The following is an 11528-nucleotide window of genomic DNA, read 5'->3' on the forward strand; positions in this document are numbered from 1 at the left end:
CATCATGAGCAGCCCCTCCGCAGAGAACCCCCCGTCCACCACCGGCAGCGCCCCGCGACTGCGCGTCGCCCCCTCGCCGACCGGCGACCCCCACGTCGGCACCGCCTACATGGCGCTGTTCAACCTCGCCTTCGCGCGACAGCAGGGTGGGTCCTTCGTCCTGCGCATCGAGGACACCGACCGGGCGCGCTTCGACGAGACGAGCGAGCGGCAGCTCTACGACACCCTCGGGTGGCTCGGGCTCACCTGGGACGAGGGCCCGGACGTCGGCGGTCCCTTCGCGCCGTACCGGCAGAGTGAGCGGCTGGACACCTACCGCCCGTATGTCGAGAAGCTCATCGAGGAGGGGCACGCCTACTACTGCTGGTGCTCCACCGAGCGACTGACCGCGATGCGCGAGAAGCAGCAGAAGCTCAAGCTGCCCACGGGCTACGACCGGCTCTGCGTCGGCAAGACGCAGGAGGAGCGCGCCGAGCTCGAGGGCTACAGCGAGACCCCCGTCGTGCGGATGCTCGTGCCCGAGGACGCGCCGACGACCTTCGAGGACGTCATCCGCGGCACCGTCTCCGCGCCCCTCCCGGACGACCAGGTCATCCTCAAGGCGGACGGCTTCCCGACCTACCACCTGGCCGTCGTCGTCGACGACCACGAGATGGGCATCACCCACGTCGTGCGCGGGGAGGAGTGGATCTCCTCCACGCCCAAGCACGTCCTGCTCTACCGGTGGTTGGGCCTCGAGGCGCCGAAGTTCGCGCACATGCCGCTGCTGCGCAACCAGAACAAGTCGAAGATCTCCAAGCGCAAGAACCCCGAGGCCCGCCTCACGTGGTTCCAGGAGCAGGGCTACCTGCCCGAGGCCGTCGTGAACTTCCTCGGCCTGCTGGCCTACCCGCCGGCGAAGGGGGAGAGCGGCGAGGACGTCGAGAAGTTCACCGTCGAGGAGTTCAGCCGCGAGTTCGCCTGGGACAAGGTCAACACCGTCGGCCCGATCTTCGACCTGAAGAAGCTGGAGTGGCTCAACGGGGCATGGATCCGGGGCCTGGAGCTCGCTGACCTCAGCGCCCGCGTCCTGCCGTACCTGCAGGCCGATGGTGTCCTCGGCGAGGACCCGGGCGCGGAGGACCTGGCGCGGCTGGAGAGCATCGCCGAGCTCATCCAGACCCGGATGAACCTGCTCACCGAGGCCTCCGCCCTCGTGCGGCCCTTCTACGTGGCGGATGAGGAGCTCGAGATCGCCGAGGACGCCCGCGCCGGCCTGAAGGACACGGCCGGGGAGGTCCTCGACGCGGCCCTGGCCGCGCTCGAGCCGCTGGCCGCCGCGACCGGGGAGGGCAACCAGTGGCACGCCGCCGAGATCGAGCGGGTGCTGCGCGAGGCGATCGTCGACGGGATGGGCATCAAGCCCCGCCTCGCCTTCGGGCCGCTGCGCACCGCGGTCTCGGGGCAGAAGATCAGCCCGCCGCTCTTCGAGTCGATGGAGATCCTCGGCCGGGATTCGACGCTGGGTCGGCTCCGGGCGCTGCGATCCTCGCTCGCCTGAGCCGCGGATTTGGGTGGATCCCACCGGGTGGGTATCATTTCCACTCGGTTCACCGCCCGCGCGTGCCACGGCACGAAGGGGCAGTGATACCCCCTTGGGGTATGGTGTAATTGGCAACACGGCTGATTCTGGTTCAGTTGTTCTAGGTTCGAGTCCTGGTACCCCAGCGCTGCGAGTGGCCCGGCCACTCGATTTCGGAAAGGCGCCTTCCTCCGGGTAAGGTTCCCTCCGTTGCCCAGCCGGATGACCGGCAGGAAGCAGCATCTACGGCCCCGTTGTGTAGTGGCCTAGCACGCCGCCCTCTCAAGGCGGTAGCGCGGGTTCGAATCCCGTCGGGGCTACATCGCCAAGGCCCCCGTTCTGCGGAACGGGGGCCTTTGTCGTACCCCGCCCCCCCCAATTCGCATCTGCCTAGGCAGATGCGAAGGAGGGCAAGGGGGTCCCGCATCTGCCTAGGCAGATGCGAGCGGGGGCGGGCGAAGGGGGAGGGGAGTGTCGTCCCGTCCCCGTCTCCGGCCCTTCGTCACTCGGTGTCGCGGTCGGCGGCCTCGGCGGCCAGGGCGTGTTTCTCCAGGACCTCGGTCAGCTTGTTCGCGCCCGCGATGACGGTCGCGGCGTGCAGGCGGCCGGGCTGGCGGGAGAGGCGCTCCATGGGACCCGAGATCGAGACCGCGGCGATGACACGGCCGGAGGGGGAGCGCACCGGGGCGGAGACCGAGGCGACGCCGGCCTCACGCTCGCCGACGCTCTGCGCCCACCCGCGGCGGCGCACCCCGGAGAGCATGGTGGCGGTGAAGGCCGCCTCCTGCAGCCCGCGGTGCAGTCGGTCCGGCTCCTCCCACGCGAGCAGGACCTGGGCGGCGGAGCCGGCGTGCATCGTCAGGGTCGCGCCGACGGGGATCGAGTCACGCAGGCCGACGGGTCGCTCGGCAGCCGAGACGCAGACCCGGTGCTCCCCCTGGCGGCGGAAGAGCTGGGCGGACTCATTGGTGTGGTCGCGCAGGGCCCCGAGGACGGGGTTGGCGGCGACGAGGAGCTTGTCCTCGCCGGCCGATGCGGCGAGCTCGCCGAGGCGTGGACCGAGGACGAAGCGTCCCTGCATGTCCCGGGCCACGAGCCGATGGTGCTCGAGCGCGACGGCGAGCCGGTGCGCGGTGGGTCGGGCGAGGCCGGTGGCCGCCACGAGCTGCGCAAGAGTCGACGGGCCCGCTTCGAGGGCCCCGAGCACGACGGCGGCCTTGTCAAGGACGCCAACTCCACTACCATTGTCCATGGAGTGATACTGACATCTCATCTCGTGAGACGCAAGATCCGACTCCGTCGGGACCTGCGAATGTCAGTGGAGACACACCGTGCACGATCTGTGGCACCACGCATGGGACGGAATGAGGATCATGTCAGGAACGCTCGCCGAGAAGGTCTGGGACGCGCACGTCGTCCGTCGCGCGGAAGGGGAGCCCGACCTCCTGTACATCGACCTCCACCTGCTCCACGAGGTGACGAGCCCGCAGGCCTTCGAGGGGCTGCGCCTGGCCGGCCGGCCGGTGCGACGCCGCGACCTCACCCTCGCGACCGAGGACCACAACGTCCCGACGACGCCGGGCCCGATCACCGACCCGGTGAGCAAGATCCAGGTGGAGACCCTGCGCGACAACTGCGCAGAGTTCGGCGTGCGCCTCTATCCCATGGGCGATGCCGAGCAGGGCATCGTCCACGTCGTCGGCCCGCAGCTGGGGCTGACCCAGCCGGGCACGACCGTCGTCTGCGGCGACAGCCACACGAGCACCCACGGCGCCTTCGGTGCGCTCGCCTTCGGCATCGGGACGAGCGAGGTCGAGCACGTGCTCGCGACCCAGACGCTCTCGCTGAACCCCTTCAAGACCATGGCGATCAACGTCCACGGCGAGCTGCAGCCCGGCGTGACCGCGAAGGACGTCATCCTCGCCGTCATCGCCAAGATCGGCACCGGCGGCGGGCAGGGCTACGTCCTGGAGTACCGCGGCGAGGCCATCGAGGCGCTGTCGATGGAGGCGCGGATGACCGTGTGCAACATGTCGATCGAGGCCGGTGCCCGCGCCGGCATGATCGCCCCGGACCAGACGACCTTCGACTACCTCAAGGGCCGCGACCACGCCCCGACCGGCGCCGACTGGGAGGCCGCTGTCGAGAACTGGACCCGGCTGCGCACCGACGACGACGCGGTCTTCGACGTCGAGGTCGACATCGACGCCTCGACGCTCACCCCCTTCGTCACGTGGGGCACCAACCCCGGGCAGGGCTCGCCGCTGTCCGAGGCCGTGCCGGACCCGGCGGCCATGGCTGACGAGAACGAGCGGGCCACTGCCTCGAAGGCGCTCGAGTACATGGGGCTGACCGCGGGTACCCCGCTGCGCGAGGTCGCCGTCGACACCGTCTTCGTCGGCTCCTGCACGAACGGGCGCATCGAGGACCTGCGGGCGGCTGCCGAGATCGTCAAGGGGCGCCACGTCGCCGACAGCGTGCGCATGCTCGTCGTCCCCGGTTCCGCCCGGGTGCGCGTCCAGGCCGAGGCGGAGGGTCTCGACCGGGTCTTCACCGAGGCGGGCGCCGAGTGGCGGCTGCCCGGCTGCTCGATGTGCCTGGGCATGAACCCCGACATCCTCGCGCCGGGGGAGCGCTCGGCGTCGACGAGCAACCGCAACTTCGAGGGGCGGCAGGGCAAGGGCGGACGTACCCACCTCGTCTCGCCGCTCGTCGCCGCGGCCACCGCGGTGCGCGGCACGCTGTCGAGCCCCGCCGACCTCGAGACCGTCGAAGGAGCCTGAGAAGTCATGGAGAAGTTCACGACGCACACCGGTGCCGGTGTCCCCCTGCGGCGCAGCAATGTCGACACCGACCAGATCATCCCCGCCGTCTACCTCAAGCGGGTCTCGCGCACCGGCTTCGAGGACGGGCTCTTCGCCGCCTGGCGCAATGACGAGACCTTCGTGCTCAACCAGCCCGCCTACCGCGACGGCTCCGTGCTCGTCGTCGGGCCGGACTTCGGCACCGGCTCCTCGCGCGAGCACGCGGTGTGGGCGCTGAAGGACTACGGCTTCCGGGTCGTGATCTCCTCGCGTTTCGCCGACATCTTCCGCGGCAACTCCGGCAAGCAAGGACTGCTCGCCGCCGAGGTCAGCCAGGACGACGTCGAGCTGCTGTGGAAGTACCTCGAGAACACCCCCGGTGCGCAGATCACCGTCGACCTCGCTGCGAAGACCGTCACCGCCGGGGACATCGTCTGCCCCTTCCACGTCGACGACTACACGCGATGGCGCCTCATCGAGGGACTCGACGACATCGGTCTGACCCTGCGCCACGAGCAGGACATCACCGAGTTCGAGGCGGAGCGACCCGGCTGGAAGCCCACGACACAGCCGGTCTGAGCGACACCACGGCAACGGGCATCCTTGCAGGACAGGGGTGCCCGTCCTGCTACCCGTCGCATTGGTCGGCGACCACGGTTGCCCGAGAGTCGGCGGGGTGCGTCCGGACCGACGAATGTTCTTGTGCGGCAAGAAAAAGTGACCAACCCCAAATCCTGCACGGAGGGTCCCGACGGCCCTACCGTCGTGACAGGTCGGGTGTACGGCTCGGCTTTCCCAGCCGGGGGAACTCCGGCGTCGGACGGCTACGGGAGTGACCGTGAACAAGGCAGAACTCGTCAAGGCTCTCGAAGAGAGGTTGGGTAGCCGCAAGGCCGCCCAGGAAGCGCTGGAGGTCGTGCTCGACACGATCGTCCGCGAGGTCGCCAAGGGAGGTCGCGTCGCCATCACCGGGTTCGGAACCTTCGAGAAGGCAGCCCGAGCCGCCCGCACCGGCCGCAACCCGCGGACCGGTGAGGTCGTGAAGATCAAGAAGACCAATGTGCCGCGGTTCAAGGCGGGTACGAGCTTCAAGGGGTACGTCGCGGATCCGAAGTCGCTGCCGAAGGCGGCGCCCGCCGCCGCCCGCGCGGCTGCGGGGACGGTCACCTCCGCTGCCGGCAGCGCCTATGCCCTCGCCGGGAGTGCACTGCCCGGGGGACGGAAGAAGCCCGCCAAGGGTTCCGCCGCCGGGTCGTCCCCGGCAGGGACGTCGACGGCCACGAAGTCGACGGCGAAGAAGAGCACTCCCGCGAAGAAGACCTCGGCAGCCAAGAAGTCGACCGCGAAGAAGACCTCGACCGCGAAGACCTCGACCGCGAAGAAGAGCACTCCCGCGAAGACCGCGGCGAAGAAGTCGAGCGCGGCGTCGTCGACGACGGCCAGGAAGTCGGCGCCCGCGAAGAAGACCTCGGCGGCGAAGAAGTCGACTGCGGCGAAGTCCACCGCGAAGAAGACCCCGGCGCCCGCGAAGAAGACCTCGGCGGCGAAGAAGTCGACCACGGCGACATCGACCGCGGCGAAGAAGTCGGCGCCCGCCAAGAAGAGCGCCCCCGCCAAGAAGAGCACCGCGCAGAAGACGGCGTCGAGTTCGGACTGATCCCAACCCCCCCCGGGCACCGGCAGGGGCCGCCCCGGTCACCGGTGGCGGCCCCGCGCCCTGTCCCGACGTCGGTAGGGGCGAGTCAGGTCAGCGGATCGTCTCGTCGTCGCCGATGCCGACGATCCACATCCGGGTGATCGCCCCGTCCAGCTCGGTGATGCTCACCCGCTGACCGGGCCGCACGAAGCGCAGCCCGCTCGCCGCGAACACCTCGGGTGGGACCTCGTGAGAGAGACCCGCGTCGGTGACGACGAGGGTGATGCCGTCCGGGACGTGGGAGAAGACCGTCGCTTGCACGGGGCCGAGCCTAGCCGTGGCCTAGGGTGAGCACGGCCAGAGCGAGGCGCCGGACGGGTGGCTGCGTGCCCCGACTTTCGACCAGGAGGACCATCGTGAATCACATCGCCGTGTTCGGGGCCGGTAGCTGGGGCACCGCCTTCGCCTCGATCCTCGCCGACGGAGGCAACGACGTCCGGGTCTGGGGACGTCGCCCCGAGCTCGTCGCCCAGCTCAACTCCGGCGTCAACGACGACTACCTGCCGGGCGTGGAGCTCCCTTCGGGCATCTCGGCGTCCACCGACCCGGCGGAGGTCACCGACGGCGCCGACATCATCGTCCTCTCCGTGCCCTCCCAGTCGCTGCGGGCCAACCTCACCGAGTGGGCGCCCCTGCTCACCGGTGACACGATCGTCGTCTCCCTGATGAAGGGCATCGAGCTCGGTACGACCAAACGCATGAGCGAGGTCATCCACGAGGTCGGTGGCATCCCCACGGACCGGATCGGTGTCGTCAGCGGCCCGAACCTCGCGCGGGAGATCGTGCAGCGACAGCCGGCCGCGACCGTCGTCGCCTGCCCGGACGGGGCCTCCGCCGACAAGGTCGCCGCAGCCTGCTCGACGAGCTACTTCCGCCCCTACACCTCCACCGACGTCATCGGCGCCGAGCTCGGGGGAGCGGTGAAGAACGTCATCGCGCTCGCGGTCGGCATGGCCTCCGGTCTGGGCATGGGCGACAACACCAAGGCATCGATCATCACCCGTGGCCTCGCCGAGACCACCCGCTTGTCGGTGGCCCTCGGCGCCGACCCGCGGACCCTGGCGGGTCTCGCCGGCGTCGGCGACCTCATTGCCACGTGCATGTCCCCGCTCTCGCGCAACCACTCCTTCGGGGTCAAGCTCGGGCAGGGCCTGACCGTCGCCGAGGTCACCGAGCAGACGAAGCAGACGGCCGAGGGCGTGAAGTCCTGCTCCTCGATCCTCGACCTCGCGCGGGCCCACGGGGTGGACGTGCCGATCATCGAGCAGGTCAACCGGGCCGTCCACGAGGAGGTCCCGCCGAAGGAGACCGTGCGCTCCCTCCTCTCGCGGGCCCGCAAGGCCGAGACGGAGTAGTCAGCCGATCGCGTCGAGGGCCTGGCGCAGGTCGGTCCAGAGGTCGTCGACGTCCTCGACACCGACGGACATCCGCACGAGATTGACCGGGGTGGTCTCCGGCTCGCCGGGCTGACGTCGGCGACGCTCGAGCTGGGACTCGACGCCGCCGAGACTCGTCGAGTGCGACCAGATCCGGGTGCCGGAGGCGAGCGTCTCGGCCTCGAGCGCGCCGTCGCCGTCGCCGGTGCCTGCGACGTCCACCGAGACGATCGCCCCCCACCCTGGGTAGCGCACGCGCGCGATCCGCGGGTGGTCGGCGAGGCGAGCGGCCAGGTCGGCGGCATTGGCGCAGGACCGCTCGAGGCGAAGGGCGAGGGTGCGCAGCCCGCGCAGGGCGAGCCAGGCCTCCATCGGCCCGGCGATGGCCCCGCCGAGGGTGCGGTGGCGGGCCGTCCGCTCGCGCAGCGCCCGGCCCGGCTCGTCGGCGGCGGTCACGGTGAGCCCGAGGATGACGTCGGAGTGGCCGGCGAGGTACTTCGTCGCCGAGTGCACGACGATGTCCACGCCGTCCTCGAGCGGGCGCTGCAGCAGCGGCGTCGCGAAGGTGTTGTCCACCGCGACCAGGGCCCCCGCCTCGTGGGCGGCGAGCGTCAGGCCGGCGATGTCCGCGACGTCGAGCAGCGGGTTGGTCGGCGACTCCAGCCAGAGCAGGTCGGCTCCGGTGAGCGCCTCGACGACCGCGTCGGCGTCGGTGACGTCGACCCAGCGCACCTCGAGGCGCCCGGCGGCGACGGCCTCGGTGAGCAGGACGACGACGCCGTTGTAGGCGGCCGCCGGGGCGACGACCACCCCGCCGGTCGGGACGAGGGCCAGCACCGCGGAGACCGCGGCCATCCCGGAGGAGTAGAGGAGGGCCTCGCCCCCTTCGAGCCCACCGACGGCCTCCTCGAAGGGGGTCCACGTCGGGTTGTCGACCCGCGCGTAGTTCGTCGGTCCGTCCGCGATGTACGTCGAGGTGAAGGTCACCGGTGGGTTGAGGGCGGCTCCGGGAGCGCGCTCCGGCCGTCCGGCGGCCACGACCCGGGTCCGGGGAGAGACGGCGACGGGGGCGGTGTGTGGGGCTGCGTGATCATCTACGGGGTGTGAGTCGTTCATGATGCCGAGGCTAGAGGCTAGTCTTCCCCCGATGAGCAGCCATCCCAGCCGCAAGCCCCGCGTCGCCGTCGTCTTCGGCGGCCGCTCGTCCGAGCACGCCGTCTCCTGCGCCACCGCAGCCGGCGTGCTGCGGGCCATCGACCGGGACACCTACGACGTCGTGCCCGTCGGTATCACCCGCGAGGGCGCGTGGGTCCTCGCCGCGGACGACCCGGACCGCCTGGCGCTCACGCCCTCCCAGACGCCCGAGGTCACCGACACCGGCACCCAGGTCATCCTCCCGACCAAGGTCGGCGAGAACTCCCTCACGGTCCACCGCCCCGGTGAGGCCCTCGAGGCGCTGGGCGAGGTCGACGTCGTCTTCCCGCTCCTCCACGGGCCCTACGGTGAGGACGGCACCCTCCAGGGGATGCTCGAGCTCGGCGACATCCGGTACGTCGGCTCAGGGGTGCTCGCCTCTGCCGCGGGGATGGACAAGCACTACATGAAGGTCATCTTCTCCGGTGCCGGCCTGCCGGTCGGCCCCTACACCGTCATCACCGACGCGCAGTGGCGTCGCGACAAGGCGGCCGCGATGGACGCCGTCGGTGCGCTGAGCTACCCCGTCTTCGTCAAGCCCTGCCGGGCCGGCTCGTCGATGGGGGTGTCCAGGGTCGAGCGCCCCGAGGACCTCGAGGCGGCGATCGAGACCGCCCGCGAGCACGACCTGAAGGTCATCGTCGAGACCGGCATCGTCGGCCGGGAGATCGAGTGCGCCGTGCTCCAGGGCCGCGGGCTCGAGGGGCCGCGCACCTCCCTGCCGGGCGAGATCGTCGTCGAGTCCGGGCACGGGCACGACTTCTACGACTTCGAGGCGAAGTACCTCGACGAGGGCTCGGTCGTCCTCTCCTGCCCCGCGGACCTGCCGCGGGGTGCGGCCGATGAGGTCCGTCGGCTCGCGGCGGCCTCCTTCGAGGCGCTCGCCTGCGAGGGCCTGGCGCGGGTCGACTGCTTCGTCACCGACGGGGGAGCGGTGGTCATCAACGAGATCAACACGATGCCCGGCTTCACCCCGTTCTCGATGTACCCGCGGATGTGGCAGGAGAGCGGCGTCGGCTACCCCGAGCTCGTCCACGAGCTGATCCAGCTCGCGCTGGAGCGCCCCGTCGGCCTGCGCTGATCGTCACGACCCGCGCGACTCAGCTGCACGCGTAGTCGGTGCGGGGGAGCTGCGTGGCCGCGTCGCTGAAGGCGGGCAGGATCAGCGGCGCCGGGTCGTGCTCCTGCGGCACGATGACCTCGATCGCCGGGTCCCGACCGAAGGTGGTCAGCCGCGTGCCGTCGTCGAGGTCCTCGGCCACCCAGTCGATGCCGTCGACGACGACGCACTCGTCCTCCGTCGGCCCCAGTGGCGGCATCCCGCAGCGTGCGACGATCGGCGGCTCACCCCAGGTGGCCACGGCCGGGTCGCTGGGGTCGGTCTCGCCCCCGCTCTGGCCCTTGACCTCGTCCGGCCACCGCTCGCTCGCCGCGACGCAGGCCTCGTGGTCCGCCTCCGGGGGGATCGCGACCTCCACGGCGCTGCTGCAGCCGCTGAGCAGCAGGCCGGCCACGAGGAGAGGCGCCAGGAGAGGCACGGTCGCGAGGCGGCGGGGCGAAGGGGGCACGGCCGGGAGGCTACCGTGCCGTCCTGACCCCCTTCGCCCACGTGAGGAGACCCGACGATGACCCGGGCCCGCCTGCAGGACCTCTCCGAGGGAGAGCTGCTCGCCCGGCTCTTCCCGCTCTTTCGCGGCACGAGCGGTCCGGCCCGGGTGCTCCTCGGTCCCGGTGACGATGCCGCCGTCCTCGCCGCACCCTCGGGAGGGGTCGTCCTCACGACCGACTCGATGGTCCGCGGTCGGGACTGGCGCGACGACTGGTCGGCCCCGCAGGAGGTCGGTCGCAAGGTGGTGGCCCAGAACGTCGCCGACATCGCGGCGATGGGCGCCATACCCACCGGTCTGCTCCTCGCGCTCGCCGCGGACCCGGCCACCGAGGTGGACTGGGTGATCGCCCTCGCCGAGGGCATCGCCGCCGCGGCGCACGAGGCGAACGTCCCCGTCCTCGGCGGTGACCTGTCCTCCGCCGGCTCCGGGACCGTACTCGTCGGCCTCACCGCCGTCGGCGACCTCCAGGGGCGTGACCCGGTGCGCCGCGACGGAGCGCGGGCCGGGGACGCCATCGCGGTCCGGGGCAGCCTGGGGCACTCCGGCGGTGGGCTGCAGCTCCTCCTCGACGGTCGTGGTCGCACCCACCTCGACGCGCCGCTCGTCGACGCCGACGACCTGGCGCGCGCGGTCGACGAGCTGAGTCGCGTGCACCGACGGACCGGCCGCGTGCCCTGGCGGGCGGGCGCCGAGGCGGCCACCGCCGGAGCCACCGCGATGATCGACGTCTCCGACGGGCTGGTGCGGGACCTGGGACGACTGGCCCAGGCGAGCAGCGTCCGCGCCGAGCTCGACGGGCGGGCGCTGATGCAGATCGCGGCCGGGCCGTTGACGCTGGCCCTCGGTGCCGAGGACGCGCTGCGGCAGGTGCTGTCCGGGGGAGAGGAGCACTCGCTCGTGGCGACCTTCCCGCCCGGGACGGTGCCGCGCGGCTGGCAGACCATCGGCGTGTGTGCCGGCGGGGAGGGCGTGCTCGTCGACGGCGAGGAGCCGACGGTCATCGGCTGGGACCACTTCCGCGACGGGTGAGGGCACGAAGAAGCCGCCGCCCCCCGAGGGGGAGCGGCGGCATTCGTCGTCAGGCTCGGGTCAGCGCTTGACCTTGCCGGCCTTGAGGCACGAGGTGCAGACGTTGAGACGCTTCGGGGTCACACCAGCGGCGCCCACCTTGGCCCGAACACGCTGGATGTTCGGGTTCCAGCGCCGCTTGGTGCGGCGGTGCGAGTGCGAGATGGAGTGTCCGAAGGACGGTCCCTTGCCGCAGACGTCGCAGTTGGCAGCCACGGG

At 71.3% G+C, this 11528-nt stretch carries 12 protein-coding genes and 2 tRNA genes; 9 read left to right on the plus strand and 5 right to left on the minus strand.

Features of this window, described 5'->3' with window-relative positions; genetic code table 11:
* The first annotated feature begins 4 nt into the window (after nt 1-4).
* From gltX to ACR9E9_RS07925, 3 genes are all read left to right on the plus strand, one after another.
* A complete protein-coding gene (gene gltX / locus ACR9E9_RS07915; protein ID WP_435203384.1) occupies nt 5-1540 on the plus strand; it encodes a glutamate--tRNA ligase in 1536 nt (511 codons plus the stop codon).
* A gap of 95 nt (nt 1541-1635) precedes the next feature.
* Nucleotides 1636-1707 (plus strand) — tRNA-Gln (locus ACR9E9_RS07920).
* Between the two features lie 101 nt (nt 1708-1808).
* Nucleotides 1809-1881: transfer RNA gene (locus ACR9E9_RS07925), tRNA-Glu, on the plus strand.
* Nucleotides 1882-2063: 182 nt separating this feature from the next.
* On the opposite strand, the gene ACR9E9_RS07930 is transcribed toward ACR9E9_RS07925, so the two are convergent.
* Complete coding sequence (locus ACR9E9_RS07930) at nt 2064-2813, minus strand: IclR family transcriptional regulator (protein WP_435203386.1); 750 nt, start codon at nt 2811-2813, stop codon at nt 2064-2066.
* 121 nt (nt 2814-2934) lie between these two features.
* On the opposite strand from ACR9E9_RS07930, the gene leuC reads away from it, so the two are divergent.
* The 3 genes from leuC to ACR9E9_RS07945 all read left to right on the plus strand — a co-directional run bounded on the left by leuC (nt 2935) and on the right by ACR9E9_RS07945 (nt 6022).
* Nucleotides 2935-4344 carry a 3-isopropylmalate dehydratase large subunit gene (leuC, locus tag ACR9E9_RS07935; RefSeq protein WP_435203388.1) on the plus strand — a complete coding sequence of 470 codons (1410 nt, stop codon included), beginning with the start codon at nt 2935-2937 and terminating at the stop codon, nt 4342-4344.
* 6 nt (nt 4345-4350) lie between these two features.
* Complete coding sequence (gene leuD, locus ACR9E9_RS07940) at nt 4351-4944, plus strand: 3-isopropylmalate dehydratase small subunit (RefSeq protein ID WP_435203389.1); 594 nt, start codon at nt 4351-4353, stop codon at nt 4942-4944.
* Nucleotides 4945-5203: 259 nt separating this feature from the next.
* Nucleotides 5204-6022 (plus strand): HU family DNA-binding protein, encoded by an 819-nt coding sequence (locus ACR9E9_RS07945; RefSeq protein ID WP_435203391.1) that lies wholly within the window; start codon nt 5204-5206, stop codon nt 6020-6022.
* A 90-nt stretch (nt 6023-6112) separates the two neighbouring features.
* Here ACR9E9_RS07945 and ACR9E9_RS07950 read toward each other — a convergent pair whose 3' ends face one another.
* Nucleotides 6113-6322: a hypothetical protein gene (locus ACR9E9_RS07950; protein WP_435203393.1), complete on the minus strand. Its 210-nt coding sequence runs from the start codon at nt 6320-6322 to the stop codon at nt 6113-6115.
* Nucleotides 6323-6417: 95 nt separating this feature from the next.
* Between ACR9E9_RS07950 and ACR9E9_RS07955 the strand changes: the two genes are divergently transcribed.
* Nucleotides 6418-7416, plus strand: a complete 999-nt coding sequence (locus ACR9E9_RS07955; protein WP_435203395.1) for an NAD(P)H-dependent glycerol-3-phosphate dehydrogenase — start codon at nt 6418-6420, stop codon at nt 7414-7416.
* Here ACR9E9_RS07955 and ACR9E9_RS07960 read toward each other — a convergent pair whose 3' ends face one another.
* Nucleotides 7417-8553, minus strand: a complete 1137-nt coding sequence (locus ACR9E9_RS07960) for a trans-sulfuration enzyme family protein (RefSeq protein WP_435203397.1) — start codon at nt 8551-8553, stop codon at nt 7417-7419.
* A 31-nt stretch (nt 8554-8584) separates the two neighbouring features.
* Between ACR9E9_RS07960 and ACR9E9_RS07965 the strand changes: the two genes are divergently transcribed.
* A complete protein-coding gene (locus ACR9E9_RS07965) occupies nt 8585-9712 on the plus strand; it encodes a D-alanine--D-alanine ligase family protein (protein ID WP_435203401.1) in 1128 nt (375 codons plus the stop codon).
* A 19-nt stretch (nt 9713-9731) separates the two neighbouring features.
* Here ACR9E9_RS07965 and ACR9E9_RS07970 read toward each other — a convergent pair whose 3' ends face one another.
* Nucleotides 9732-10199 carry a DUF3515 family protein gene (locus ACR9E9_RS07970; RefSeq protein ID WP_435203403.1) on the minus strand — a complete coding sequence of 156 codons (468 nt, stop codon included), beginning with the start codon at nt 10197-10199 and terminating at the stop codon, nt 9732-9734.
* Nucleotides 10200-10256: 57 nt separating this feature from the next.
* On the opposite strand from ACR9E9_RS07970, the gene thiL reads away from it, so the two are divergent.
* A complete protein-coding gene (thiL, locus tag ACR9E9_RS07975; protein ID WP_435203405.1) occupies nt 10257-11270 on the plus strand; it encodes a thiamine-phosphate kinase in 1014 nt (337 codons plus the stop codon).
* 60 nt (nt 11271-11330) lie between these two features.
* Here the strand turns inward: thiL and rpmB are convergent, their stop codons facing one another.
* Nucleotides 11331-11525: a 50S ribosomal protein L28 gene (rpmB, locus tag ACR9E9_RS07980; protein ID WP_435203408.1), complete on the minus strand. Its 195-nt coding sequence runs from the start codon at nt 11523-11525 to the stop codon at nt 11331-11333.
* Between the last annotated feature and the right edge of the window lie 3 nt (nt 11526-11528).

The sequence above is a fragment of the Janibacter sp. GS2 genome (assembly GCF_051200835.1).
Taxonomy (GTDB): domain Bacteria; phylum Actinomycetota; class Actinomycetes; order Actinomycetales; family Dermatophilaceae; genus Janibacter.

Coding starts and splice junctions, on each gene's coding strand:
- leuC (WP_435203388.1), top strand. CDS start 2,935: ATGTCAGGAACGCTCGCCGAGAAGGTCTGGGACGCGCACGTCGTCCGT.
- gltX (WP_435203384.1), top strand. CDS start 5: ATGAGCAGCCCCTCCGCAGAGAACCCCCCGTCCACCACCGGCAGCGCC.
- ACR9E9_RS07965 (WP_435203401.1), top strand. CDS start 8,585: ATGAGCAGCCATCCCAGCCGCAAGCCCCGCGTCGCCGTCGTCTTCGGC.
- ACR9E9_RS07960 (WP_435203397.1), bottom strand. CDS start 8,553: ATGAACGACTCACACCCCGTAGATGATCACGCAGCCCCACACACCGCC.
- leuD (WP_435203389.1), top strand. CDS start 4,351: ATGGAGAAGTTCACGACGCACACCGGTGCCGGTGTCCCCCTGCGGCGC.
- thiL (WP_435203405.1), top strand. CDS start 10,257: ATGACCCGGGCCCGCCTGCAGGACCTCTCCGAGGGAGAGCTGCTCGCC.
- ACR9E9_RS07930 (WP_435203386.1), bottom strand. CDS start 2,813: ATGGACAATGGTAGTGGAGTTGGCGTCCTTGACAAGGCCGCCGTCGTG.